Origin of the sequence: Yoonia sp., from assembly GCF_965660735.1 — a bacterium.
GTDB lineage: Bacteria > Pseudomonadota > Alphaproteobacteria > Rhodobacterales > Rhodobacteraceae > Yoonia.
Genome location: NZ_CBFIBD010000012.1, coordinates 39,268 through 63,627, shown reverse-complemented (window position 1 = coordinate 63,627; position 24,360 = coordinate 39,268). Strand labels below are relative to the sequence as shown.

Annotated in this window: 24 protein-coding genes and 1 tRNA gene; 11 read left to right on the top strand and 14 right to left on the bottom strand. The window is 59.4% G+C overall.

Going from position 1 to position 24,360, the window contains the following annotated elements; translation table 11 throughout:
- Nucleotides 1–34: 34 nt before the first annotated feature.
- Nucleotides 35–111 (bottom strand) — tRNA-Arg (locus ACTG4B_RS06940).
- 120 nt (nucleotides 112–231) lie between these two features.
- Between ACTG4B_RS06940 and ACTG4B_RS06935 the strand changes: the two genes are divergently transcribed.
- The gene (locus ACTG4B_RS06935; RefSeq protein WP_439154963.1) at nucleotides 232–1,722 is read left to right on the top strand and encodes a fused MFS/spermidine synthase; all 1,491 of its coding nucleotides are present in this window, start codon (nucleotides 232–234) and stop codon (nucleotides 1,720–1,722) included.
- A 17-nt stretch (nucleotides 1,723–1,739) separates the two neighbouring features.
- Here ACTG4B_RS06935 and ACTG4B_RS06930 read toward each other — a convergent pair whose 3' ends face one another.
- From ACTG4B_RS06930 to ACTG4B_RS06890, 9 genes are all read right to left on the bottom strand, one after another.
- Entirely contained in the window at nucleotides 1,740–2,963 is a 1,224-nt protein-coding gene (locus ACTG4B_RS06930; protein WP_439154962.1) for a cysteine desulfurase, read from the bottom strand.
- On the bottom strand, nucleotides 2,960–3,556 hold the full coding sequence (locus ACTG4B_RS06925) for a YIP1 family protein (RefSeq protein WP_439154961.1): 597 nt from the start codon (nucleotides 3,554–3,556) through the stop codon (nucleotides 2,960–2,962). Before ACTG4B_RS06925 ends, ACTG4B_RS06930 begins: the two co-directional genes overlap by 4 nt.
- The gene (locus ACTG4B_RS06920; protein WP_439154960.1) at nucleotides 3,553–4,056 is read right to left on the bottom strand and encodes a YIP1 family protein; all 504 of its coding nucleotides are present in this window, start codon (nucleotides 4,054–4,056) and stop codon (nucleotides 3,553–3,555) included. The genes ACTG4B_RS06925 and ACTG4B_RS06920 overlap by 4 nt, the downstream gene beginning before the upstream one ends.
- Nucleotides 4,056–5,342, bottom strand: coding sequence for a SufB/SufD family protein (locus tag ACTG4B_RS06915; RefSeq protein ID WP_439154959.1), 1,287 nt, complete (start codon nucleotides 5,340–5,342; stop codon nucleotides 4,056–4,058). Before ACTG4B_RS06915 ends, ACTG4B_RS06920 begins: the two co-directional genes overlap by 1 nt.
- Complete coding sequence (gene sufC, locus ACTG4B_RS06910) at nucleotides 5,342–6,097, bottom strand: Fe-S cluster assembly ATPase SufC (RefSeq protein WP_439154958.1); 756 nt, start codon at nucleotides 6,095–6,097, stop codon at nucleotides 5,342–5,344. Before sufC ends, ACTG4B_RS06915 begins: the two co-directional genes overlap by 1 nt.
- Before the next feature lie 93 nt (nucleotides 6,098–6,190).
- A complete protein-coding gene (locus ACTG4B_RS06905; RefSeq protein ID WP_439154957.1) occupies nucleotides 6,191–6,700 on the bottom strand; it encodes a hypothetical protein in 510 nt (169 codons plus the stop codon).
- A 114-nt stretch (nucleotides 6,701–6,814) separates the two neighbouring features.
- Nucleotides 6,815–8,338, bottom strand: a complete 1,524-nt coding sequence (sufB, locus tag ACTG4B_RS06900) for a Fe-S cluster assembly protein SufB (protein WP_439154956.1) — start codon at nucleotides 8,336–8,338, stop codon at nucleotides 6,815–6,817.
- A 14-nt stretch (nucleotides 8,339–8,352) separates the two neighbouring features.
- Nucleotides 8,353–9,381 carry a cysteine desulfurase family protein gene (locus tag ACTG4B_RS06895; protein WP_439154955.1) on the bottom strand — a complete coding sequence of 343 codons (1,029 nt, stop codon included), beginning with the start codon at nucleotides 9,379–9,381 and terminating at the stop codon, nucleotides 8,353–8,355.
- 66 nt (nucleotides 9,382–9,447) lie between these two features.
- Entirely contained in the window at nucleotides 9,448–9,909 is a 462-nt protein-coding gene (locus ACTG4B_RS06890) for an Rrf2 family transcriptional regulator (RefSeq protein WP_439154954.1), read from the bottom strand.
- 168 nt (nucleotides 9,910–10,077) lie between these two features.
- Here ACTG4B_RS06890 and ACTG4B_RS06885 point away from each other — a divergent pair, with 168 nt between their 5' ends.
- The 7 genes from ACTG4B_RS06885 (at nucleotide 10,078) to ACTG4B_RS06855 (ending at nucleotide 16,476) form a co-directional block, all read left to right on the top strand.
- On the top strand, nucleotides 10,078–10,731 hold the full coding sequence (locus ACTG4B_RS06885) for an alpha/beta hydrolase (RefSeq protein WP_439154953.1): 654 nt from the start codon (nucleotides 10,078–10,080) through the stop codon (nucleotides 10,729–10,731).
- Nucleotides 10,732–10,734: 3 nt separating this feature from the next.
- A complete protein-coding gene (locus tag ACTG4B_RS06880; protein ID WP_439154952.1) occupies nucleotides 10,735–11,115 on the top strand; it encodes a hypothetical protein in 381 nt (126 codons plus the stop codon).
- A complete protein-coding gene (locus tag ACTG4B_RS06875) occupies nucleotides 11,116–11,691 on the top strand; it encodes an HD domain-containing protein (RefSeq protein WP_439154951.1) in 576 nt (191 codons plus the stop codon).
- A gap of 99 nt (nucleotides 11,692–11,790) precedes the next feature.
- Nucleotides 11,791–13,905 (top strand): DEAD/DEAH box helicase, encoded by a 2,115-nt coding sequence (locus ACTG4B_RS06870; RefSeq protein WP_439154950.1) that lies wholly within the window; start codon nucleotides 11,791–11,793, stop codon nucleotides 13,903–13,905.
- Between the two features lie 119 nt (nucleotides 13,906–14,024).
- The gene (locus tag ACTG4B_RS06865) at nucleotides 14,025–14,153 is read left to right on the top strand and encodes a hypothetical protein (protein ID WP_439154949.1); all 129 of its coding nucleotides are present in this window, start codon (nucleotides 14,025–14,027) and stop codon (nucleotides 14,151–14,153) included.
- A 448-nt stretch (nucleotides 14,154–14,601) separates the two neighbouring features.
- On the top strand, nucleotides 14,602–15,810 hold the full coding sequence (locus tag ACTG4B_RS06860) for an NADP-dependent isocitrate dehydrogenase (protein ID WP_439154948.1): 1,209 nt from the start codon (nucleotides 14,602–14,604) through the stop codon (nucleotides 15,808–15,810).
- Between the two features lie 66 nt (nucleotides 15,811–15,876).
- A complete protein-coding gene (locus ACTG4B_RS06855) occupies nucleotides 15,877–16,476 on the top strand; it encodes a YitT family protein (RefSeq protein ID WP_439154947.1) in 600 nt (199 codons plus the stop codon).
- A gap of 7 nt (nucleotides 16,477–16,483) precedes the next feature.
- Here ACTG4B_RS06855 and ACTG4B_RS06850 read toward each other — a convergent pair whose 3' ends face one another.
- Both ACTG4B_RS06850 and ACTG4B_RS06845 read right to left on the bottom strand, forming a co-directional pair.
- Nucleotides 16,484–17,347 carry a transferrin-binding protein-like solute binding protein gene (locus ACTG4B_RS06850; RefSeq protein ID WP_439154946.1) on the bottom strand — a complete coding sequence of 288 codons (864 nt, stop codon included), beginning with the start codon at nucleotides 17,345–17,347 and terminating at the stop codon, nucleotides 16,484–16,486.
- Between the two features lie 125 nt (nucleotides 17,348–17,472).
- Nucleotides 17,473–18,174, bottom strand: a complete 702-nt coding sequence (locus ACTG4B_RS06845; RefSeq protein WP_439154945.1) for a transferrin-binding protein-like solute binding protein — start codon at nucleotides 18,172–18,174, stop codon at nucleotides 17,473–17,475.
- A gap of 266 nt (nucleotides 18,175–18,440) precedes the next feature.
- On the opposite strand from ACTG4B_RS06845, the gene ACTG4B_RS06840 reads away from it, so the two are divergent.
- The 3 genes from ACTG4B_RS06840 (at nucleotide 18,441) to ACTG4B_RS06830 (ending at nucleotide 21,341) form a co-directional block, all read left to right on the top strand.
- Nucleotides 18,441–18,776 (top strand): DMT family transporter, encoded by a 336-nt coding sequence (locus ACTG4B_RS06840; RefSeq protein ID WP_439154944.1) that lies wholly within the window; start codon nucleotides 18,441–18,443, stop codon nucleotides 18,774–18,776.
- Between the two features lie 80 nt (nucleotides 18,777–18,856).
- Complete coding sequence (typA, locus tag ACTG4B_RS06835; protein ID WP_439154943.1) at nucleotides 18,857–20,674, top strand: translational GTPase TypA; 1,818 nt, start codon at nucleotides 18,857–18,859, stop codon at nucleotides 20,672–20,674.
- Nucleotides 20,675–20,777: 103 nt separating this feature from the next.
- Nucleotides 20,778–21,341 carry a VOC family protein gene (locus tag ACTG4B_RS06830; protein ID WP_439154942.1) on the top strand — a complete coding sequence of 188 codons (564 nt, stop codon included), beginning with the start codon at nucleotides 20,778–20,780 and terminating at the stop codon, nucleotides 21,339–21,341.
- Nucleotides 21,342–21,373: 32 nt separating this feature from the next.
- On the opposite strand, the gene ACTG4B_RS06825 is transcribed toward ACTG4B_RS06830, so the two are convergent.
- Nucleotides 21,374–21,661, bottom strand: a complete 288-nt coding sequence (locus ACTG4B_RS06825) for a DUF1330 domain-containing protein (RefSeq protein WP_439154941.1) — start codon at nucleotides 21,659–21,661, stop codon at nucleotides 21,374–21,376.
- Nucleotides 21,658–24,315 (bottom strand): alanine--tRNA ligase, encoded by a 2,658-nt coding sequence (gene alaS / locus ACTG4B_RS06820; RefSeq protein WP_439154940.1) that lies wholly within the window; start codon nucleotides 24,313–24,315, stop codon nucleotides 21,658–21,660. The genes ACTG4B_RS06825 and alaS overlap by 4 nt, the downstream gene beginning before the upstream one ends.
- Nucleotides 24,316–24,360 lie beyond the last annotated feature (45 nt).

Below are 24,360 nucleotides of genomic sequence, written 5' to 3'. Positions count from 1 at the left end.
CAAGTATTTCGAAATAAACCAAATTTAAAGATAATGGCGCACCCGAGAGGATTCGAACCTCTGGCCTCTGCCTTCGGAGGGCAGCGCTCTATCCAGCTGAGCTACGGGTGCCTGTGCGTTCTCTTACGCCTTCCCGTCGCATGCTGCAACGGGCTGTTTTGAATTTTTCGGGCTTGCCGTGACACGTCACAATGCGCAAAGTCGATTGACCTCGAAGCCCAGAGTGACCGCATGCGCCAACCTTCGCTTTTTCTACTTGTCATGTTGCAGGCCACGGTTTCAGCCGCGTCGCTAGTGGTTGAAATTGTCGCCGGACGCATGCTTGCGCCTTATGTTGGCATGTCGCTGTATACCTGGACAGCCATCATCGCGGTGGTATTGGCAGGGTTTTCCGCAGGGCATTGGTGGGGCGGGCGGCTGGCCGAGCGCACTGGCGAAGATGCCTTGCGCCGTACCGGCTGGATCCTGATGGCGGCAGCAATCAGCACGTCTGGCGCCACCGCGCTGCTGTTCATGACTGCGGGGCCGATCCTGGCAGCTGTAGGGCATCCTGTGTGGTCAATCGTCATGATTGCCATGGCGGTATTTTTTCTGCCGTCTCTTTTTGCTGGCGTGCCAGCGCCGGTGCTGACCCAGATCGCCATTTCAGAGAGATCCAGATCAGGGCGCGCGCTGGGGGCGTTGTTTGCCGCCGGGGCAATCGGGGCGATTGCGGGCACGCTGCTGGCGGGGTTCGTGTTCATTTCATGGCTGGGGTCAACAGGCACGCTCGCGGTGGTAACGCTGGCCTATATCGGCACGGCGCTAATCTGTCTTGTGATGGGCCGCGCGCGGTTGATCATACCGCTGTTGCTGGCCCTTGCCGCAATGGGCCTTGCCGCACGCGGTGCCGTGGCGGCGGGGCCCTGCCAGGTGGAAAGCCGGTATTTCTGCATCCGCACCGTCGATATCAGCACCGACCCCAGCTTTCCGGTGCGCTTGATGGTTATCGACCACCTTGTGCACGGGATCAGCGCCAAACATGAACCCTCCATCGCCTATACAGAACATGCGGCCATGTTGCAGTCGCTGGCGCGACTGCGCGCGCCTCAGGTCGACTTTAGCGCGTTTTTCATCGGGGGCGGCACCTATTCGGTGCCCCGCGCCCTGCATGCTACAGGTGCAGGCGCATTGACCGTAGCCGAGATTGACCCGGCAGTAACGCAAGTGGCGGTCCGCGATTTCTGGTTCGATCCGGCCAGTGCCCGCGTTCTGCATCAGGATGCGCGCTCTGCCCTGCGGGGGCGCCCCGATGAACGCTATGACCTGATTATTGGCGATGCTTTCACCGATATCGCTGTGCCCGCCCATCTGATCACGCAAGAGTTCTTTGAACTGGTGCAGGCCCGCTTGACCCCGCAGGGCAGCTATCTGATGAACGTTATTGATTTCGAGGACCGGCTGGACACAATGTCAGCCGTGGTGCGCACATTGCAAAGTGTCTTTCCCGTGGTCGAGGTGTGGACCCAGCAAGCCGTTCCAGAGCCCGGCGCACGGATGGTGTTCGTCGTCACGGCCGGGGATCAACCGACGCCTGTTGACAGTTTTTCCGCCCTTGCGCCCGACAGGATGGTTTTCGGGGCACTGGCGCAATCATGGGTCGATGAACTTGCCGCGCGTGACGATCTGATCCTGACAGATGATTTTGCACCTGTTGACCGGTTGATGGGGCGCACCGACTGATCAGTCAGCACACCGGTTCAGGCGAACAGGTCGTGGCACAGTTCCAGCGCATCGACCAATGCATCCACCTCGTCCGTGGTGTTATACATGCCGAAAGACGCGCGGCAGGTGGCCATCGTGCCCATATGGTCCATCAGCGGCATGGCGCAATGGCTCCCCGCGCGCACCGCCACGCCCTTTTTATCCAGCACGGTGGAAATATCATGCGCGTGGGCGGCACCATCCAGCGTGAAGGAAAAGATCGCTCCCTTGGTGGCCGATGTGCCCTGCACAGTCAGCCAGTTGAGCCCGTCCAGCCGGTCGCGGGCATACGCGCACAGCCCCTTTTCATGGGCGGCAATATTGTCCACCCCCACGCCTGTCATATAATCCAACGCAACACCCAGGCCGATCATCTGCACGATACCGGGGGTGCCTGCCTCGAACCGCATCGGTGGGTCGTTATAGGTCACTACATCGCGCCCGACTTCGCGGATCATATCACCGCCCCCCATGAAGGGGCGCATTTCCATCATCCGATCACGGCGCACATAGATTGCGCCAGATCCCGACGGGCCATAGAGTTTGTGGCCCGTGATCGCATAGAAATCGCAACCGATATCCTGAACATCGACAGGCATATGGACCGCCGCCTGTGATCCATCGACCAGCACCGGCACGCCCTTGGCCTGCGCGCCCTGCGTGATCGTTTTGACATCGACAACAGTGCCCAGCACGTTGGACATATGCGTGATGGCCACCAGTTTTGTCTTGGGGCCAATCGCGTCGATCACCTTTTGCGGGTCCAGATCGCCGTTGCTGTCAACGTCGACCCATTTGATCACAACACCCTGCCGTTCGCGCAGGAAATGCCAAGGCACAATATTGGCGTGATGCTCCATGATCGATAGCACGATTTCGTCGCCTGGCTCCATCCGGGGCATCGCCCAGCCGTAGGCGACCATATTGATACCTTCGGTGGTGCCCGAGTTCATGATGATCTCGTCTTCGGACGCCGCGTTCAGGAACCGCGCGATCGTGCCGCGCACGCCCTCGTATTTTTCGGTCGCAAGGTTCGACAGGTAATGCAGACCGCGATGCACATTTGCATATTCTTCGGCATAGCCGCGCGTCACCGCGTCAATGACCACCTGCGGCTTTTGCGCCGATGCCCCGTTATCCAGATAGACAAGCGGCTTGCCGTTCACCTGCCGTGACAGGATCGGGAAATCGGCGCGGATCTTGGCCACATCATACGTCATACCGTTCCTCCGGTGGCACCCACCCCCAAAATTGCAAGGATCAGCCCGGCCCCCATGGCTGTGCCGATCAGGGCGAGGATCAGCGTGCCGACCGCCTTGCCCCTGTTTTCAAACCCGTGCAGCACATCAATGAAATTGACAATGCACCATAACAGCACACCCAGCGACACCATGCCAAACACACCGCCCAGGAACGGGCTGATCAGCACCAGCAGCACCTGCGCGGCCTCAAGCACAAGGCTGACCACCTGAAACCACACCATAAGGACAAGCGTCTGATCAAAACTGCCCTGCCCGCCCAGCATCCGCCCGGCCCCTTTGACCGCAAAGACAAAAAGCACAAGAAATGCCCCAACCAGAATGGTATACGTAAAGGGGGAAAGAACGACACCCTGCTGTTCCAGCGCATCAGGCAGCGGCGACAGCATCTGCATCAGCGCAATCAGGATCACGTTCAGAACCGCCACCAGCGCCAGCGCCGTCCACAAGGCCTCGCGGCGCCAGTCGGTTTGCATGACGTCACGCGCGACAGCGGCCGGTTCGGTTATGGACCGCCCGACAAGGTTCAGAAAACTTTGAAAATCAAATGTCATGTGCCGCTTTCCGCCTCGCGCAGGGATTGCACCCAGATATAACCAAAGACCAGGACCCACACCGCACCCACCAGACTGGATTGCAGCCCCGGCCCGACAAAGCCGCGCACCAGACCGTGCAGCAGCAAAAGCGGGGTCGTCGCCAGCAACGTCCAGAAGAACGCAAGCCGCGCGCCGTACCAACTGCCCTGCCCGCCAATTGCCTTGGCGATCAGCCGCGACACGGCCGCAACCGCATACAACCCCAGCGGCAACATGATCACCACCGCATAGAAGGTATAGGTCATCATACCCTCGAAATTGATGTCCGCGGGCCATGGTGATGGCTCGAACCCCGCGTTGATGCGTGACAGCCGCGGCCATTGCGCCACAAAGATCAGGAAACAGGCGATCATCAGATAAGCGATCGCCCGATCCTCGCGTTTGCCCTGATCCAGCAGGTCGCGCATCACCGCCCGCGGCGCGCGCCAGCTGCGCATCATGTCACGGGTGACGGCCATCAGCGATGACGCGCCAGCCAGGCTTCCAGCCGGTCGCGCAAATCCGCTGCCAAAACCTCATCCGCGATCTCTTCCAGGGATTCCGCCAGAAAGGCCAGCGTCAGCAGCGTGCGTGCCTGATCCGCTGGCACACCGCGCGAGCGCAGATAAAATAACGCGGTTTCATCAATCGCCCCCGTGGTGGACCCATGCGAACAGGCCACATCATCGGCATAAATTTCCAGTTCCGGCTTGGCCAGAAACTGACTGTCGTCATCCAGCAGCAACGATTGGCTGATCTGGTAGCCATCGGTTTTCTGCGCACCTTCCTTTACAAGGATCTTGCCCTGAAAGACGCCCACAGCCCCGTTGCGCAGGACCTTCTTGAAAACCTGACGGCTTTCCCCGCGCAGCGCGTCATGCGTGACAAACACCGTGTCGTCGTGGTGAAAATCGCGCCCGTCACCGACACAGGCCCCAGCCACATGGGCGGTTGCATCGTCGCCGACGATCTCAATCACACATTCGTTGCGCGTCAGCACCCCGTTAAACGTCAGCGTAAAGGATTTGAAGGTTGCCTCGACGCCAATCCTTGCAAAACAATGCGTTACAGCGCGACGTTCATGGTCGCGCCCCTGGGCGCGCACGTGGTGGAACGCCCCGCCTTCGGCCACGTCCACCTCCAGGCATTTGGAAAACCGCGCCGCTGCGGGGCCAGTTTCCAGCAAGGTGACTTCGGCACCCGCATCGACCTTGACCAAGTTGTGCAGCACGACGTCAGACGACGGGTCGTTGTGCAGATAGATCAGGTTGATCGGCTTGCCGACCTTGGCCGTGGCGTGAATGACCACACCATCGGTGGCCAACGCGGTATTCAGCGCAGCCAGCGGGCGGTCAACGGGTTTTTGCCCCCGAGTTTCCAGCACGCCATACAGATCCTTGGCCCAGTGAATATCCGCCGCCATTACGTCGGCCAGACGTTCGATCACGACACCTTCGGCGGTCAGATCATCAGACGCCGCCGCGTCGAAGACACCATCGACAAAGACGATTTTTACACGGTCCACAGTATCGAACAGCGGCGTTTCATCCGCGTCAAACAGCGCGGCCGGCGAAGCATCCACTGCCGTCAGCGATGTCGGATCAGTGAATTTCCAGTATTCATCCCGCCGCGTCGGCAACCCCATCGCCCGCGTCCGCGCCAGCGCATCCGCCCGCGTTGCATTTGCCCAAGCCGCACCTGTCGGCAACGTCACCGCTTCCAGCCGCGCCTCTGTCGTGTCCTGTTTCAGTTTTGCCAATGCCATCAGGCCACCTCTGTCAGGATATCGGCGTAGCCGTTGTGTTCCACCTCAAGCGCCAGTTCCGGGCCGCCGGTTTTTACGATCCGACCATCCGACATGATATGCACGACATCCGGCTTGATATGGTCCAGCAGGCGTTGATAGTGCGTGATCACAAGAAACGACCGCCCCTCGGACCGCAGCGCGTTCACGCCTTCGGCCACCAGCTTCATCGCATCGACGTCCAAACCGCTGTCCGTTTCGTCCAGGACGCACATCTTGGGTTCCAGCATTGCCATTTGCAGGATTTCATTGCGCTTTTTCTCGCCCCCGGAAAAGCCCACGTTGACCGGGCGCTTGAGCATCTCAGCATCAATTTTCAGGTTCTTCGCCTTTTCGCGAACGACCTTCAGGAAATCGCCCGCGCTCAATTCGTCCTGCCCGCGCGCCTTGCGTTGGGCGTTCACGGCCGTGCGCAGAAAGGTCATATTGCCCACACCGGGAATTTCGACCGGGTATTGAAACGCAAGAAAAAGACCGATGGCAGCACGCTCTTCGGGCTCCATATCAAGCAAATCCTGTCCACCGAGCGTGGCCGACCCGCCTGTCACCTCGTAGCCGCCCTTGCCGGACAGCACATAGGACAGCGTCGATTTGCCAGACCCGTTGGGCCCCATGATCGCATGCACCATGCCCGGTTCAACCGTCAGATCCACGCCCTTGAGGATCTGCTTGTCTTCTTCTTCCAGTTTGACCTTCAGGCCTTTGATTTCCAACATTTTCTTCTCCTCAGAACGGATATGTAGCAGAACAGGCGAAAGCCCCCGCGCGGTCAAAGCCGGCGGACGCGTTGCCCATGAATGTGAATAGGGTCAGAGGTTGATCGTCACGTCCCGAAAGATTAACGACCCTGGCTCTGTCATGTCGCGCACGATCTGGACGTATTCCGGCGTATAGATCACGGCAAGCTGATCGGGATAATACCACATCAGGTTGTGTCCCGCGACCAATGCCGCCAGCACCCCGAACCCCTGCGCCAACCGGTAACGCCGCCTGCGATACCGCAGCGCGCCCGACACCGTCAGCACGATGAACAGCGCGACCAACAGATCGGTAAACAATGTGACGTTGCCCGGCTCTGACAAATCCAGCACGCGAAACCGCAGTGCCTGCGCGATGACCAACGCGCCGGCGCCGATCAGCAGCGACCAGAAAAAGGCCCTGAACGATGGCAGTTTCGCCTTTGCATTGCGCCGAATCGTATCCTGAGACACGCGCTTGGGGATATTCATGCCCAATTCGGGATCGTAATAGGATGTATTTCGCGCACTTGTAATACGCCGCACCCGACTGTTGAAGTCTTCCAATCCGTTCACTGACATGGCCAACAATCCCACCGTTCCGACACCCATCGGGGTATCGACGACAACTACGGCAAGATCGCGGCACCTCCGTGACGCTCTGACGACGTTTTCGGTGGACTTTGCCAGACATGATCACCCAACGGACCCTTCCAGCGAAATCGCGACCAGTGCCTGTGCTTCCATGGCGAATTCCATCGGCAGGGCCTGCAGCACCTCCTTGCAGAACCCGTTGACCACCAATGCCACGGCTTCCTCCTCGTCCATCCCGCGCGACCGGCAGTAGAACAGTTGGTCGTCATCAACCTTGGATGTCGTCGCCTCATGCTCGACCCGGCTAGAGTTGTTCTTGACCTCGATGTAAGGCACGGTGTGCGCTCCGCATTTATCGCCGATCAACAGGCTGTCACATTGCGTATAGTTGCGGCTGTTCTTGGCTTTTGGATGCATCGACACCAGACCGCGATAGGTGTTCTGGGCGCGCCCGGCACTGATCCCCTTGGACACGATGCGTGACTTGGTGTTCTTTCCCAGATGGATCATCTTGGTGCCGGTATCGGCCTGCTGCATGTTGTTGGCGATGGCAATCGAATAGAACTCGCCCTGGCTGTCATCACCACGCAGAATGCAGCTTGGGTATTTCCACGTGACGGCAGACCCGGTTTCGACCTGCGTCCACATCACCTTGGCACGGTCGCCCCGGCAATCGGCACGTTTGGTCACAAAATTATAGATCCCGCCCTTGCCGTCTTCATCACCGGGATACCAGTTTTGAACGGTGGAATATTTCACCTCGGCGTCTTCTTCGATGATGATTTCCACCACCGCCGCATGCAACTGGGCCGTATCGCGTTTGGGCGCGGTGCAGCCCTCCAGATAAGACACATACGACCCTTTGTCGGCGATGATCAGCGTGCGTTCGAACTGGCCAGTGTTTTCCGCGTTGATGCGGAAATAAGTGGACAGCTCCATCGGGCAGCGGACCCCGGGGGGGACGTAAACGAACGACCCGTCTGAAAACACGGCAGAGTTCAGCGTGGCGTAAAAGTTATCCGAAGGCGGCACGACCGAACCCAGATATTTCTTGACCAGCTCAGGGTGCTTTTCGATCGCTTCCGAGATCGAGCAGAAAATCACACCGGCCTTTTCCAGTTCTTTCTGGAACGTGGTTCCGACCGACACGGAATCGAATACCGCATCCACGGCCACCTTGCGGCCCTCGGCAGGCACATTCTCGGCACCCTCGACACCGGCAAGGATCATCTGTTCCTTCAGCGGGATACCCAGCTTTTCATAAGTGGCCAGCAGCTTGGGGTCCACCTCGTCCAGCGACTTGGGCTTGGTCTCCATGCTTTTCGGGCGGGCGTAGTAATATATGTCCTGAAAGTCGATCTTGGGATAGCTGACCATCGCCCATTCCGGTTCTTTCATCTGGCCCCAACGGGCAAAGGCAGACAGCCGCCAGTCGGTCATCCACGCGGGGTCGTTGTTCTTGGACGAAATCAACCGCACGATATCGGTGTTCACGCCCTTGGGGGCATAATCCATCTCGATCTCGGTATTCCAGCCATGCTTGTATGTGCCCGACAGTTTCGAAACAGCATCTACCGTTTCCTGATCGACACCTTCCTTGACGTCCACATCATCCAAAGCAGCCATTGTTCATCCTTCCATCAGGCGGCCATACGCGCCCGTTTTTTCGTCCAGGCTTCTGCGAAACGCAGAACCTCTTCCTCTGTCGTCCGGGTCCCCAGCGACACGCGCAAAGCGCAGGCCGCATCCCCGTCATTCAAACCCAAAGCGCGCAGCACGCGACTTGTCTTGACCTTGCCGCTGGAACAGGCAGAGCCTGCCGATACGGCAAACCCCGCGAGATCCATCGCCATCACCTGTGTTTCGCCCTTCCAGCCTGGGGTCACGAAACAACTGGTGTTCGGCAAACGATCATTGCCTTTCCCGACAAAAATAGTGCGCTTCTCGGCGGCCTCAATGGCCTTTTCTAGAATATTTCTAAGTTGTGCAACCCGTTCCCAGTGTCCGGCAGCCAGATCGGCCTGTGCCGCAACTGCCGCGGCGCCCATACCCGCGATTGCGATCACGTTTTCAGTTCCCGAACGGCGCCCCATTTCCTGACCGCCCCCACGTATTTGTGACGCGACATCAGTGCCTTGAGGGAAAATCAAGGCGCCCACGCCCTTTGGCCCTCCGAACTTGTGGGCCGACAGAAACACCATGCCGACGCCGGACCAGGAAAATGCAAAGGGCACGCGCCCGAACCCCTGCGTTATATCCGACACAGCCAATCCGGCGGGCAGATCCTGCAAAATCCCGGTCTCTGAATTGGCCATCTGCACCACCGATACCGCAGGGTCTTTCACCACAACCCGTCCGCCATGAACCGGCAAGACCGGATCAACCCAGGCATGGACCGCGTCATGCTCGATCGGGGCCGCCTTCAACCCGCGCCCAGCCAGTGCCAGCGCTGCCGCCTCTGTCGCACCCGAGGTAAACACAACATCCGCACCCGACGCCCCCACCGCTTCAGCGACCTGCGCGCGGGCGCGCTCGACAACGGCCTTGGCCGCCCGGCCCTCGGCATGCACGGAAGACGGGTTCCCCACGACGTCCATCGCCGCCAGCATGGCCGCACGCGCCTCGGCCCGCAGCGGGGTCGTTGCGTTATGATCCAGATAGGCCCTCATCGCTTCTTCTGTTCAAAAATACCTCGGGGGAGGCCCGCCAGGGCCGGGGGCAGCGCCCCGATACCATCACTCATCATCGACAACCTCGAACAGGGCCGGCACCGCCGGACAAGGGGCCAATCCATTGCCGACGACATCAGAAAGACGTGCCTGATGCAAAAACACATAGACATGCGCGCTCAGCCCTTCCCACAGGCGGTTTGTCAACGATTGTGCACGGCTGCCCGACGCGCCGCCCGACGCACCCGCACCTTTGTGCATGGCCGATACGGTTTCATCGACTGCCGCAAGAATATCAACAACGCGAATATCCGATGCCGGGCGCGCCAGCCGGTATCCGCCACCGGGGCCACGTACCGATTCCACCAGCCCCGCACGGCGCAACTTGACGAACAGCTGTTCCAGATAGGGCAGGGAAATATCCTGCCGCCTCGAAATCTCGGTCAGGTTCACCAGCGTATCCGCAGGCTGCAAAGCAAGATCAGCCAGCGCGACCATGGCATATCGCCCTTTGGTGCTCAGTTTCATAGACACTCCCCGGCCACGAAAACGCGTGACTCCATTGACGTGGCGCGGCCGCGTGATTACTTCAGCCCAAGCCAAAGATTGGGACACGCGCCCCGATTTAGAATCTTTCTAATGTGCCTGAGCATTTTCGTCAAGAATTTGCATGGCCGCAATAATAACGGAACCCGTATGCCCGAAGTCATCTTTCCCGGACCCGAAGGGCGCCTTGAAGGGCGCTATCATCCACAAAAAGACCGCGACGCACCCATCGCGATCGTTTTGCACCCGCACCCGCAATTCGGCGGAACGATGAACAACCGGGTGGTCTACAACCTGCACTACGCATTCTATAACATGGGGTTCACCGTCTTGCGGTTCAATTTCCGGGGGGTCGGCCGGTCGCAGGGCGAGTATGACCAGGGCGTAGGCGAGCTTTCGGATGCGGCATCGGCTCTGGACTATCTGCAATCGATGAACAGCAACTCCAAACATTGCTGGGTCGCGGGATTTTCCTTTGGCGCGTGGATCGGCATGCAACTGCTCATGCGGCGGCCGGAAATCACCGGCTTCATTTCCGTGTCACCCCCCGCCAATATGTATGATTTCAGCTTCCTTGCCCCCTGCCCCGCCTCCGGTCTGGTGATCAACGGATCGAATGACCGGGTCGCGCCCCCGCAGGACACTGTCAATCTTGTCAACAAGCTGCATGAGCAGAAGGGTATCACCATTACCCATGACCAAATGGAAGGGGCCGGTCACTTCTTCGAGGATCCACACATGGATCCGATGATCGACACCGTGAAAACATATGTCAAACGCCGACTGACTGAATCCACGAGGTAGCGGATGGCCAACGCATATGTTGACAAGGTCGCCAATGAATTGGCCGACATGGCGCTGGCAGATCAAAAGGCATCCGGCGATATTGGTATCGTGGACATGATCGGCGATGTGCTGGGCGCATCTTCGCAGACCTTGCAAGAAACATACCTGACCGCGATCAGGGTTCGCCGGGCCGAGGAACGCGCCCGCACGATCCTTGCCGAACGGGCGGCCAGCGGGTACCAGGCGCCTGTCAAAACAAATTCGGCCACCTTGCCGGACGACACTGCGCAGACCGGCGAAGCCGCTGCAGAAGATGCCAGCGATGCCCCCGAAGACCCCGCAACGCAGGCCGCCCCTGCCACGCCACCAAGCGGCACCATGCCGCGGCGTGTCACCCGCTGAATGACGGAACGAATTGCAGCACAGCTGGCCTTTCTGATCGAGGCTGACAAGCTGAAATCCACCCTGCGGGCCACAACGCTCTGCGATGGGTCGCGGCGTGAAAACTCCGGCGAACACAGCTGGCATATTGCGCTGTACGCGCTGGTGATGGCTGAACATGCAACCCGGCCTGTGAACATCAGCCGCGTGATCCAAATGCTGCTGGTCCACGATCTGGTGGAAATCGACGCTGGCGATACCCCGATCCATGGCACCCATGACCCGGCCAGGACGGCCACCATCGAACAGGCCGCAGCGGACCGGATCTTTGGCCTGCTGCCCACCGACCAGGCTGCGATGCTACGCGCCCTGTGGGATGAATTCGAAGCGGCCGAAACCGATGACGCCATTTTCGCCAAATCCATCGACCGGGTGCAGCCGGTGATCGCCAATCTTGAAACAGATGGCGGCACCTGGCCTGAATACAACGTCACCGCCACGCAGTTGCACAGCCGCGTCGGCGTCAAGGTCGAACGCGGCGCACCCGCAATCTGGCATGCCCTGCGCGACCAGATCGACGCCTGGTTTGCGACCTGACACCACAATACCGCACCCTTTGAAACAACGCGCTTTGCCCCTATACAAATGCCCACGACAAGCGTAGTGCGCAGGGCTTATTCGCCCGGAAAGCCAAAAATGACCACGATGATCCCGACCCTTGCCGATGCCCTAGCCAAACAGGGCTACACTGACCTGACCCCTGTCCAGGAGGCCGTGACCGACCCCGCGCTGGAAGGGCAGGATCTGCTGGTTTCGGCGCAGACCGGATCGGGCAAGACCGTGGGCTTTGGTCTGGCGATCGGGCCGACGATCCTGGCCGAGGATGGCACATTCGGCCCCGCCGGTCGCCCGCTTGCGCTGGTGATCGCGCCGACCCGCGAACTTGCGCTGCAGGTAAAACGCGAATTGCAGTGGCTTTACGCAGGCGCAGGCGTGACCATGGCATCCTGTGTCGGTGGCATGGACATGCGCGACGAACGGCGGGCCCTTGATCGCGGGGCACATGTGGTCGTCGCAACGCCCGGGCGGCTCAAGGATCATATCATGCGCGGCAGCCTTGATATGTCAGATATCCGCGCCATCGTGCTGGACGAAGCTGACGAAATGCTCGATCTGGGCTTTCGCGAAGACCTCGAATACATCCTCGGCGAGGCCCCCGACACCCGCCGCACGTTGATGTTTTCGGCCACCGTGCCGCCGATGATCGCCAAACTGGCGAAATCCTATCAGCGCGATGCGGTGCGCGTGGCGACCACAGCCAAGGAAAGCCAGCACGCCGATATCGAATATCGCGCGCTGTCGGTGGCCAACCATGATATTGACGCCGCCATCATCAACGTCCTGCGCTTTTACGATGCACCGAATGCCATCGTGTTCTGCAACACCCGTGCGTCCGTCACACGCTTGACGACGCGGCTGGCCAACCGTGGTTTTGCCACCGTGGCGCTGTCTGGCGAGTTGTCGCAAACCGAACGGTCGCACGCCCTGCAAGCCATGCGCGACGGGCGTGCGCGCGTGTGCGTTGCCACAGATGTTGCCGCGCGCGGCATCGACCTTCCCAATCTGGAACTGGTTATTCACGCCGAATTGCCGACCAACGCCGAAACACTGCTGCACCGATCCGGCCGGACGGGCCGCGCGGGCCGCAAGGGGATTTCGGCCATGATCGTGCCCGCCAAGATGAAGCGGCGCGCGCAAAATTTGCTGACATGGGGCAAACTGCAAGCTACATGGGCCCTGCCCCCCACCGCAGAAGAGGTGACAGCCCGCGACGAAGAACGCCTGCTGACCGATCCTGTCTGGACCGAGGAATTTACTGAAAACGAACAGGCCTTTGCAACGCGTCTGCTGGCCACCCACGCGCCGGAAAAAATCGCCGCCGCCTACCTGCGGCTTTATGCCGGCAAGCAATCCGCGCCCGAAGATCTGAGCGATTACAAGGATGGGCCTGCCGCAGCTACTAAGGAACGTGCGCCGCGCGAACATAAATCCTTTGGCCCGTCCAAGTGGTTCAGCGTCGATGTGGGCCGGATCGGCAAGGCCGAGGCACGCTGGCTTTTGCCGATGATCTGCAAGGCCGGCGGCATTACCAAGAACGAAATCGGCGCGATCCGCATCCAGCCCAACGAAACCTACGTCGAAATCTCTGAACCTGCCGTGGCAGGGTTTCTCAGGGCGATCGGCGGTGACATGAAGCTGGAAAATCAGGCGACTTTATCCGCACTTGATGGCCCGCCTCAACTGGGCGAACGCGGCCCGCGCAAGACCAAGCACGATTATGACGACAGTGCCGCTGACAACAAACCGAAGCGCCACGCGCCGCGCCATCAGGCGCCACCGCCCCCCTCGGCGCAGGATGATCTTGCCCCGATCAGGCCGATCCCCGGTGCCGCCGATGACAGGCCCGCGCCGCGCAAGCCGCGCCAGAACCCTGCCCAGAAAAAGGAACGCCGCGATCATGGCGATGCCTTGGTTGAAAAACGTCCGGGCAAGCCCCCATACAAAGGCAAACCGGATGGCAAGAAAACCGGCAAACCCGGTTACAAACCTGACGCAAAGCCGCGTGATCCTGCCAGCAGCGGCAAACCCGCCGGCAATGCCCGCGACACGTCAAAGCGGTTTGTGCCCCCCGGTGGCAAGGCAAGCCCCCGTGCTGGCGCAGGTAAAGGCCCCGGCAAAGGGCCCGCCAGGGGCGCGGGCAAGGGCCCGGGCAAAGCCGGTCACGGTGCCCCCCGGCGCGGAAAACCCTGACACGGAATCCCAAGGTCATATTTTTATCACAGCCGTGACCCACACAAAAACAGCCTGTCTAACCTGCAAACCTTTGCAAAGGCTATGGTTGGAAAGAAGGAACATCAGGATAAAGCAAGATGGCAACAGCAAAGCCCATCGCGGATCACACCAAGACAACCTCTACGCCTTCACCCGCATCGCTTGCGGCGCAACAGCCCAAGGGCAAGCCCGAAAAACCTGTTTTTACTGATTTCGCCAGCATCTGACCGCCACAGACGGCCCCCGCTGCCCAGCTTGTTAAAGGGCCCCGTGGGCGGCGGCAGGTCATGATGTGCGCACCACCCTGCTTTGCCGCATCACAGCCCGTTCCCCCATCACGGGGGGGCGGGTGCGATAGCTTTGACCACGGGGCCAGCCCCGGGATTGTGCAATAAAAACGCAAGATGACGCCATCGTTGCCGACATCGCGGCGCGGACATCGTAACGGCTGATCAAGGCGAATTTCGGTGGCATGTCGGTTCAGTTACAAGGGCTACTCAACAGGCTGGCGGAAAACACACGCCCGCAACGCTGTCGATGCAGGTTCATGTCCTGCCGGGTCTGGCCTCTGCGGCCCACTGGGCAGTTTTTAGTATACAAGTGCATACAGCCTTTTCGTCACGTTGAAAATACGCTATTGCACCCCAAACACTGGCGAACCAATCGGAGGGACGGATGTCCAAGATCAAGGTAGAGAACCCCATCGTCGAGCTTGACGGCGACGAAATGACCCGGATCATCTGGGATTTCATCAAGAAAAAGCTGATCCTGCCCTACGTGGATGTTGATCTGCTTTATTATGATCTGGGCATCGAATCCCGTGATGAAACCAACGACCAGATCACAATCGACGCTGCTGAAAAGATCAAGGAAGTCGGCGTTGGCGTGAAATGCGCGACCATTACCCCCGATGAAGCCCGGGTTGAAGAGTTTGGCCTCAAGAAGATGTGGCGCAGCCCCAACGGCACAATCCGCAACATTCTTGGCGGCGTGGTGTTCCGCGAACCGATCATCTGTTCCAACGTCCCGCGCCTTGTGCCCGGCTGGACCCAGCCGATCGTCATTGGCCGCCACGCATTCGGCGACCAGTATCGCGCGACCGACATGAAATTCCCCGGCCCCGGCAAGCTGTCGATGAAATTCGTCGGTGAAGACGGCACCGTGATGGAAGAAGAAGTGTTCGATGCGCCATCATCGGGCGTGTTCATGTCGATGTATAACCTTGATAAATCCATCGAGGATTTCGCGCGCGCTTCCTTCAACTATGGCCTCAAGCGGAATTACCCAGTCTACCTGTCCACCAAGAACACGATCCTCAAACAATATGACGGTCAGTTCATGCTGATCTTCCAGCGCATCTTTGACGCTGAATTCAAGGACCAGTTCGATGCGGCTGGCCTGACATACGAACACCGCCTGATCGACGACATGGTCGCATCCGCGATGAAATGGTCGGGTGGTTATGTCTGGGCGTGTAAAAACTACGACGGTGACGTCCAGTCCGACACCGTGGCACAGGGCTTTGGCTCGCTCGGTCTGATGACCAGCCAACTGATGACCCCCGATGGCAAGATCGTAGAGGCCGAGGCCGCCCACGGCACCGTCACCCGCCACTATCGCCAACATCAGGCGGGTAAGGCGACGTCGACCAACTCCATCGCGTCGATCTTTGCCTGGACCGGGGGGCTAAAGCACCGGGCCAAGCTGGACAGCAACGCCGAACTGTTGAAATTCGCCGAAACGCTGGAAAAGGTCGTCGTGGACACTGTCGAAAGCGGCTTCATGACCAAGGATCTGGCCCTGCTGGTCGGACCCGATCAGAAATGGCTGACCACCGAAGGCTTCCTTGAAAAGATCGACGAAAACCTGAACGCCGCAATGTAAGCGACTGTTACAAAGCAATAAAGGGCCGCCCCGCAACGGGCGGCCCGTTTTGATTGGACCCCACGTATGATCGACAAATCCCACACGGTATCCGAGGATGCACAGGCCTTTGTGCTGTCAACGACGCTGTGTGCCTATGGTGTGTTGATGCTGAACCATCTGGGGCTGATCACAGGACAGACCGCAGGGCTGGCGGTGCTGTTGTCCTATATCACCGGGTGGAGCTTTGGCGCGGTGTTCTTTGTGGTCAACCTGCCCTTTTACCTGCTGGCCTGGACCCGAAAGGGGGCCGTCTTCACGATCAAGAGCTTTGTCGCCGTGGCGATGCTGTCGCTGATCGCGATTGTGCTGCCCGACCTGATCCGGTTCGAGACATTGCAGCCGCTGGTAGGGGCGGCCATTGCGGGCGGCATGATCGGGATCGGGCTGTTGGTGCTGTTCCGGCATGGCGGATCGCTGGGCGGGATCGGGGTTCTGGCGTTATACCTGCAAGACAGGACAGGGTTCCGCGCGGGCTGGACACAACTGGCGTTTGATCTGGTACTATTCACGGCGGCGCTGTTCATTATCGGCGGCACGCCGATCCTGTTGTCGCTGGCGGGGGCCGTGGTCACCAACCTGATCGTCGGTGTGAACCACCGCCCGGACAGGTATACGGCGCGTTAAGGCGGCGCTATTGCTTGGGAATAACGAATGTGCCCGCGCCGATATAGCTGTTGAAACCGACAGCAATAACGCCCCCCAGCTCGGCCGCGGCTGGGCCATAGAAAGTGGCGTCAATGGTTCCGGCATCGCCGCTACAGCCCACATTGCAGCCCAGCGTGCCGGTGAAACCGTTGCCGACAACCGGGACGGCCGCAAGCGAAAGATCGACATCGGTTGCCGCATCCAGACGCCCGTCAAGTCCGCCGATGACATTGCCACCAAAATCGACGTCAAATGAAATCCCGCCCTCGTATTCGGCCGCTGCCCCGTTCAGCAACCCCGCCACCTGAAAATCGCCCCAGTAGATGGCCGTCCCGGACGGCATTGCACCCGGCTCGGTCTGAATGCCGACGACATAATGCGCCTCTCCGGTGATCGTTCCCGTCGCCGTGTCAAAGGCAATCAGTTCAATCGCGCCAGCATAGTCACCCGACCGGACCGGTTCATAAATCACTCGCAATGACTGGTCGGGCAGCGTGGCCTCACCATTGGTGATGCGCACCGTTTCGCCGAATACCTCAAAAGAGCCGCTTGGTGGCCCACCCGATAGAAAGCCATCATCCAGCGTCACGCTTATGCCTTGTGTGATACCTGCACCGTCCGCGCGCATGTAGGTGGCAGCGGCCAATGACAACGCTGTGCCCTCTAACGTCGTCAGTGGATCAGCCCCCCCACCCGGCGTTGGGTCGGTGACCGGTGGCGCAGGGACAACATCACCACCACTGCCCCCGCAGGCAGCAATCGCGCAGAACATCAAAAAGATGCCGGATCGCATAAAATATGCCTGCATCTGCGGCTCCAGTTGCGCATTGGCCATTTGTGGTGCGATCATGATTTGCACCAAAACCACGGCAGGTCCATATCGCGGTGTGAAAAAACCAACGGCTGGCCGCAGTCCGGTATCAAAAGGATCAAAAAGGCAGAGGGTCGCCTCCTCTGCCCCGTCGATATGCAGTGTCACTGTGTTGACACGTCCTTCGCACCACTGAAACCGATGACCCCGTCAATTTTCGCCACGTCACCGTTCGTTTGCTGTGTTTCGGCGATTGTTCCGATGCCAGCGATCTCTGCCGCATTTTCACCAAAGAATGCCCCGCCAATTTTCGAGTCCGAGGTGCAGGTGGAACCGGTTGGACACTCGCGGACAATATTTGCAGTGAACCCATTACCCACGATCTGGCCGCCAACGATCGAGAACGCGTCAGGGGCAGTTCCTGCGCCAATATCCGAGCCAATGGTGCCACGCCCGCTGATCGTTGACGAATCAAAGCTGACATCAATTGTGCCGTCACCCATGATCTCCAGGCCCAGGGGATCAGCACCATTAATGGTCTGCACTCCACCGCCGACGATGCCGATGCGATATGTGACCGCACCGATTTCACCCAAGCCCGCGGGACTGGTTTCATGCCCCAAGACAAAGACGCCAAGACTCTCGCTGCCCGCGATGGTGCTGGCAAAAGAATAAACCGCTGTATTGGTCCCCGGCAGTTCTTCGTCCAGCGAATATTCAGGTGGTCCACCACCGGTGCCAGTTCCGCCACGCGGCGCCAACTCGATTTCCTGACCGTCAATCGTGACCAGCAGGTTTTCTTCGCCAATCCTTTGCAAGGAAGCCAGCACAAGTCCAGTCACCGCGCGGCTGTCTGTTGCAGTCACCGATGATCAGGCTGCCGAGACGCTCAAAATACAGAAGGCGATCAACACTTTATTCAGCACAAATAATTCTCCTTTAACGTGCATTAATCATTTCTCGTCACATAATTTCCCGCCTTCATCAAGGCAGTGGACGTATTCGGATAGATTTAATATTTGTCTGTGCGTTGCCTGCGCCACGCCACTGCACATCGACGAAGCCGACCATCACTTTCTTTGTGATGATGTTGTCAGGCCGCGACATCGCATTTCTGCACAAGGACCATCCGATGCCACCCCATTACATCCACCTCATTCTGGCCATCATCACCGAAACCATCGGCACCAGCGCATTGCAGGCCAGCGCGCAGTTCACGCGTTTCTGGCCATCGGTGCTGTGTGTTTTGGCCTATGCCGCGTCGTTCTACCTGTTGGCGCTTGCGCTACGGGTCATGCCGGTGGGCGTTCTTTATGCGATCTGGTCCGGCCTAGGGATCGTCTGCATCGCGATCATCGGATATGCCATTTTCGGACAAAAGCTCGATCTGGCGGCGGTCCTTGGCATGGGAATGATCATCGCAGGGATCGTTGTGATCCAGCTATTTTCAGCTTCCGCTACCCACTAAGCGCCAGCCGCGCGTTTATGGGGTGGCATTTGCTGCGATTGCACGGTATTCGCGCGTCAACTTACCCATAAGGCAGACCCATGGATATCCGCAATATCGCGATCATCGCGCACGTTGACCACGGCAAGACGACTCTTGTCGATGAACTTTTGAAGCAATCCGGCGTATACCGCGAGAACGAGGCGACAACCGAACGCGCGATGGACAGCAATGACATCGAGCGCGAACGCGGCATCACCATTCTTGCAAAATGCACATCCGTCGAATGGAAGGGCACGCGGATCAACATCGTTGATACCCCCGGCCACGCCGATTTCGGTGGCGAAGTGGAGCGCATCCTGTCGATGGTCGATGGTGTTGTCCTGCTGGTTGACGCCGCCGAAGGGCCGATGCCGCAGACCAAATTCGTGACCTCCAAGGCGTTGGCGCTGGGGCTGCGGCCCATCGTGGTTGTCAACAAGGTAGACAAGGCCGATGGCGAACCCGACCGCGCCGTCGACGATGTCTTCGACCTTTTTGCAGCACTGGAAGCGGATGACGATCAGCTCGATTTTCCTGTGATGTATGCGTCCGGCCGCGCCGGCTGGTGTGATGAACAACTGGACGGACCGCGCAAGGATCTTTCCGCGCTGTTCGACCTGATCGTCAAGCACGTCCCCACCCCCGCACAGATCAGCCGCAAGGACGAGCCGTTCCAGATGCTGGCGACCACCCTGTCCGCTGACCCCTTCATCGGCCGTATCCTGACCGGCCGGGTCGAGGCCGGCACGCTGCGCGCAGGCGAAACCGTCAAGGCGCTGTCGCGCAAGGGTGAAAAGCTGGAACAGTTCCGCGTGTCCAAGATCCTCGCGTTCCGTGGCCTGTCGCAAACCGCAATCGACGTGGCCGAAGCTGGCGATATCGTCACGCTGGCAGGCATGACCAAGGCGACCGTGGCCGATACGATCTGTGATCCATCGGTGGACGCGGCCATTCCCGCCCAGCCCATCGACCCGCCGACAATCACCGTGACCTTTGGCATCAACGACAGCCCGCTGGCTGGCCGTGACGGCAAAAAGGTCCAGTCCCGTGTGATCCGTGATCGCCTGATGAAAGAAGCCGAAGTCAACGTCGCGATCAAGATCGCCGATACACCAATGGGCGATGCATTCGAGGTATCGGGCCGGGGCGAATTGCAGATGGGCGTTCTGATCGAAAACATGCGCCGCGAAGGGTTCGAGCTTTCGATCTCGCGTCCGCAGGTGATCTACAAGGACATCGACGGCGTCCGAATGGAGCCGATCGAAGAAGCCACGATCGACGTTGATGACGAATACACCGGCGTCGTTGTGGAAAAGCTGACCGGCCCCCGCAAGGGCGAGCTGGTGGAAATGAAGCCCGCCGGTGCTGGCAAGACCCGGATCATCGCCCACGTGCCATCGCGCGGGCTGATCGGGTATCATGGTGAATTCCTGACCGATACGCGCGGTTCGGGCATTCTGAACCGTCTGTTTCACGGCTGGGCCCCCTATAAGGGCAAGATCCAGGGCCGTCGTCAGGGCGTTCTGATTTCGATGGAAAACGGCACATCGGTGGCCTTTGCCCTGTGGAAGCTGGAAGACCGGGGCAAGTTTTTCATCGGCGCGCAGGAAGCCGTCTATCAGGGCATGATTATTGGCGAACACAGCCGTGACAACGATCTGGAAGTGAACCCGCTGAAGGGCAAGCAGCTGACCAACGTGCGCGCGTCCGGCACGGACGAAGCCGTGCGCCTGACGACGCCTGTCACCATGTCACTGGAACAGGCCATCGCCTATATTGACGATGATGAACTGGTGGAGGTGACGCCCAACGCGATCCGCCTGCGCAAGCGGTTCCTTGATCCGCATGAACGCAAACGGCAATCCCGCGCGTCCTGATCCGGCCACACATCTGCATTTTTGCACAGGGCAGTCCGCATGGGCTGCCCTTTCCACATTGGCGCATGGACACTAGTTTCCTTTTTAACAAAGGAGGATGACCATGCGTAAACTACAGACCCAAGGGGTTCACCACATCACGATTACCGGTGCCGACCGGCAGTCCACCATTGATTTCTGGGAAGGCGTGCTGGGCATGCCCTTTGTCTTTGACCAGCCCAACCTTGATGATCCGTCACAGGGGCATCTGTATTTCGACCCCGGCGACGGGCGTCTGATCACTGTGTTCACATCCGAAGACCGCAAACCGGAACGCAAGAGCGTGGATCAAGGGCAAGGGTATCTGCACCATCTGGCGTTCAACGTATCAAAAGTAACATTCGATCAACTGGTCGGACGCCTGAAAGAACGCGGCATCGCCAATTCCGGCCCCAAGGACCGGGGCTTTATGGACAGCATCTATTTCAAGGATCCCTGCGGCATGCTGATCGAGATGGCCAGCTATCGGTTTGAACCACCTGCCGGGTTGACCCACACCGATGTGCTGCACCGCGCGCACCTGATCCGGGTCAAGGCAGGGGATTACAACATCGACAAATCCCATCTGGCCGACGCGATCGAGGATCTGATCGCAGAAAACACCAACACCCTGTCAGACAAGGCCTGAGAAAAAGGCGCGGTTTAAAACCGCGCCTTTTTTCAATCTGCTATTTCAACAACAACCAATTCACGCTCTGACGCCCCGCGTGCATGATCCAACGCAGCCTGATAGGCGGCGGAGTTATAGCAGGCCACTGCATCATCAACCGATGGAAAACGCGCAACGACGTTGCGCGGGCGGTCAGTGCCTTCCAACTGCACATAGCGGCCGCCACGGGCGATGAACTGACCGCCATGATCGGCAATGGCAGGGCCGGCAAGTTCGGCGTATTTCTTATAGGCCACATCATCCGTGACAGTAACGTGTGCAATCCAAAGTGCGCTCATTCCAAGCCCTCCATTACGTTTTTCGCAGCCGAAATCGCAGCGTCAGCATTGTCAGCCGACGCGCCGCCCCCCTGCGCCATATCAGGGCGGCCACCGCCACCCTTGCCGCCCAGTTCAGGCGTCACAGCGCGCAGGATATCCACCGCAGAGACACGTGCAGTCAAATCATCTGTCACACCCACCGCAACCGCCGCCTTGCCGCCGGTATCGGCAATCAGCAAGACCGCCCCGCTGCCCATCTGCGTCTTGATTTCGTCAATCAGCGCTGGCAGATCCTTGCCGGACACACCTGAAAGCACCTGCGCCTGAAACGGCACGCCGTTGATTACCTCGACAGGGGCGGCCTTTTGTGCGCCACCGCCCAAGGCCAGTTCGCGGCGCAGTTGCGCGACTTCATTCGTCAAGGCGCGCCGTTCGTCCATCAGCGCCCTGACGCGATCCGCCACCTCGCTTGACGGCGCTTTGAGCGTGGCAGCCACTTGCGCCAGCCGCGCATCCTGTTCGCGCAGATAATCAAGCGCGGCCTCGCCTGTCAGCGCCTCGACCCGGCGGACACCGGCGCTGGATGCGCTGTCACCCAACAAAACGAACGTGCCGATTTCACCAAGCTGTTTAACATGCGTGCCACCGCAGAGTTCCAGCGAATATGTGTCGCCACCAGTGCCCTTGCCGGACCCGGCCTGCTTGCCCATGGATACCACCCGCACCTCGTCACCGTATTTTTCGCCAAACAGCGCCTGCGCGCCCAAGGCGCGGGCATCGTCCGGGGTCATGATGCGGGTTTCGACCGGCGTGTTCTGGCGGATCACCGCGTTCACGTCATGTTCGATCCGGGCCAATTCATCTGCCGACAGCGGCTTGGTGTGGCTGAAATCGAACCGCAGCCGGTCGGGCGCATTCAACGAGCCGCGCTGCGCGATATGGTCACCCAACCTTTCGCGCAGTGCCTCGTTCAGCAAATGCGTCGCGGAATGGTTCGCCATGATCCTGGCGCGGCGCAAAGGATCAACCGACAATTCGGCGCCCTGTCCCGTGCTGATTGTGCCCGCGATCACCTTGGCGAAATGCACATAGACGCCCGCCACTTTCCTGGTATCGGTGATCTGCGCCGTTCCGGTATCGGTTTTCAGCGTTCCAGCATCACCAACCTGGCCACCGGCCTCTGCGTAGAACGGTGTCTGGTTGAGGACGATCTGCACATCCGCATCCGCCTGATCGGCCAAGGTGCCGCTCACCACCAGCGCCTTGATCTGGCCTTCGGCTGTCAGCGTGTCATATCCCAGAAAATCGGTCGTGCCGTGTTTATCGGCAATGTCGAACCAAACCGCGCTGTCCGCAGCCTCGCCGGTGCCGGACCAAGCGGCACGCGCCTTTGCCTTTTGTTCGGCCATGGCGGCATCAAACCCTGCGGTATCCACCGCGCGGCCTTGTTCACGGAGCGCATCTTGCGTCAAATCCAGCGGGAAACCGTAGGTGTCATAGAGCTTGAACGCCGCTTGTCCGGGCAGCTCGGCCCCCTCGGGCAGATGCGACATCTCTTCGTCAAGCAGCTTCAGGCCACGATCAAGGGTCTGCTTGAAGCGGACTTCTTCGTTCAATAATGTTTCTTCGATCAGGCGCTTACCCTGCCCCAGTTCGGGATAGGCCCCCCCCATCTGCTGGATCAGTGCAGGCACCAAGCGGTGCATCACCGGGTCCTTGGCCCCCAGCAAATGCGCATGGCGCATCGCGCGGCGCATGATCCGGCGCAGCACATAGCCGCGCCCTTCGTTCGAGGGCAGCACGCCTTCCGCAATCAGGAAAGAGGTCGAACGCAAATGGTCGGCAATCACCCTGTGGTGGGTGTTGCCAGGACCGTCGGGGTCGGTCGATGTTGCCTGCGCCGATGCCTCAATCAGGGCACGCATCAGGTCCGTGTCATAATTGTCATGCTTGCCTTGCAACAGCGCGCCGATCCGTTCCAGCCCCATGCCGGTATCGATCGACTGCATGTGCAGCGGCTTCATGCTGCCATCCTCGAACTGTTCGTTTTGCATGAAAACGATGTTCCATATCTCGATGAAACGGTCGCCATCCTCCTCGGGTGATCCCGGCGGACCACCCCAGATATGTTCGCCGTGATCATAGAAAATCTCGGTGCAGGGGCCACAGGGGCCGGTCGGGCCCATGCGCCAGAAATTGTCATCGGTGGGGATGCGGATGATCTTGTCATCGCTCAGCCCGGCGACTTTCTTCCAGATCGCGGCGGCTTCGTCATCGGTGTGATAGACGGTGACCAACAGGCGGTTCTTGTCGATGCCGAAATCCCTGGTCAGCAATTCCCAAGCAAAGGCAATCGCCTCGGCTTTGAAATAATCACCAAAGCTGAAGTTTCCCAGCATTTCGAAAAACGTGTGGTGGCGCGCGGTATATCCAACGTTATCAAGGTCGTTGTGCTTGCCGCCCGCGCGCACACATTTCTGGCTGCTGGTCGCGCGGGTATAATCTCGGGTTTCGATCCCTGTGAACAAATTCTTGAACTGGACCATGCCCGAATTGGTGAACATGAGCGTCGGGTCGTTGCGCGGCACCAGAGGGCCGGACGGCACGACTGCGTGCCCCTGCTTTTCAAAGTAGGACAGAAAGGTGGATCGGATATCAGCAAGGCTGGACATGGCGCACTTTCAACACATGGGTTCGTTCCGCTGAGAAATAGACAT

What these genes read in the sequence shown, in the direction of transcription:
- ACTG4B_RS06925 (WP_439154961.1), bottom strand. Translation starts at nt 3,556, where the DNA reads ATGACATTTGATTTTCAAAGTTTTCTGAACCTTGTCGGGCGGTCCATA.
- sufB (WP_439154956.1), bottom strand. Translation starts at nt 8,338, where the DNA reads ATGGCTGCTTTGGATGATGTGGACGTCAAGGAAGGTGTCGATCAGGAA.
- ACTG4B_RS06870 (WP_439154950.1), top strand. Translation starts at nt 11,791, where the DNA reads ATGACCACGATGATCCCGACCCTTGCCGATGCCCTAGCCAAACAGGGC.
- ACTG4B_RS06855 (WP_439154947.1), top strand. Translation starts at nt 15,877, where the DNA reads ATGATCGACAAATCCCACACGGTATCCGAGGATGCACAGGCCTTTGTG.
- ACTG4B_RS06865 (WP_439154949.1), top strand. Translation starts at nt 14,025, where the DNA reads ATGGCAACAGCAAAGCCCATCGCGGATCACACCAAGACAACCTCTACG.
- ACTG4B_RS06935 (WP_439154963.1), top strand. Translation starts at nt 232, where the DNA reads ATGCGCCAACCTTCGCTTTTTCTACTTGTCATGTTGCAGGCCACGGTT.
- alaS (WP_439154940.1), bottom strand. Translation starts at nt 24,315, where the DNA reads ATGTCCAGCCTTGCTGATATCCGATCCACCTTTCTGTCCTACTTTGAA.
- ACTG4B_RS06905 (WP_439154957.1), bottom strand. Translation starts at nt 6,700, where the DNA reads ATGTCAGTGAACGGATTGGAAGACTTCAACAGTCGGGTGCGGCGTATT.
- ACTG4B_RS06920 (WP_439154960.1), bottom strand. Translation starts at nt 4,056, where the DNA reads ATGGCCGTCACCCGTGACATGATGCGCAGCTGGCGCGCGCCGCGGGCG.
- sufC (WP_439154958.1), bottom strand. Translation starts at nt 6,097, where the DNA reads ATGTTGGAAATCAAAGGCCTGAAGGTCAAACTGGAAGAAGAAGACAAG.
- ACTG4B_RS06890 (WP_439154954.1), bottom strand. Translation starts at nt 9,909, where the DNA reads ATGAAACTGAGCACCAAAGGGCGATATGCCATGGTCGCGCTGGCTGAT.
- ACTG4B_RS06825 (WP_439154941.1), bottom strand. Translation starts at nt 21,661, where the DNA reads ATGAGCGCACTTTGGATTGCACACGTTACTGTCACGGATGATGTGGCC.
- ACTG4B_RS06850 (WP_439154946.1), bottom strand. Translation starts at nt 17,347, where the DNA reads ATGATCGCACCACAAATGGCCAATGCGCAACTGGAGCCGCAGATGCAG.
- ACTG4B_RS06915 (WP_439154959.1), bottom strand. Translation starts at nt 5,342, where the DNA reads ATGGCATTGGCAAAACTGAAACAGGACACGACAGAGGCGCGGCTGGAA.
- ACTG4B_RS06875 (WP_439154951.1), top strand. Translation starts at nt 11,116, where the DNA reads ATGACGGAACGAATTGCAGCACAGCTGGCCTTTCTGATCGAGGCTGAC.
- ACTG4B_RS06885 (WP_439154953.1), top strand. Translation starts at nt 10,078, where the DNA reads ATGCCCGAAGTCATCTTTCCCGGACCCGAAGGGCGCCTTGAAGGGCGC.
- ACTG4B_RS06860 (WP_439154948.1), top strand. Translation starts at nt 14,602, where the DNA reads ATGTCCAAGATCAAGGTAGAGAACCCCATCGTCGAGCTTGACGGCGAC.
- ACTG4B_RS06830 (WP_439154942.1), top strand. Translation starts at nt 20,778, where the DNA reads ATGCGTAAACTACAGACCCAAGGGGTTCACCACATCACGATTACCGGT.
- ACTG4B_RS06880 (WP_439154952.1), top strand. Translation starts at nt 10,735, where the DNA reads ATGGCCAACGCATATGTTGACAAGGTCGCCAATGAATTGGCCGACATG.
- ACTG4B_RS06840 (WP_439154944.1), top strand. Translation starts at nt 18,441, where the DNA reads ATGCCACCCCATTACATCCACCTCATTCTGGCCATCATCACCGAAACC.
- ACTG4B_RS06895 (WP_439154955.1), bottom strand. Translation starts at nt 9,381, where the DNA reads ATGAGGGCCTATCTGGATCATAACGCAACGACCCCGCTGCGGGCCGAG.
- ACTG4B_RS06930 (WP_439154962.1), bottom strand. Translation starts at nt 2,963, where the DNA reads ATGACGTATGATGTGGCCAAGATCCGCGCCGATTTCCCGATCCTGTCA.
- typA (WP_439154943.1), top strand. Translation starts at nt 18,857, where the DNA reads ATGGATATCCGCAATATCGCGATCATCGCGCACGTTGACCACGGCAAG.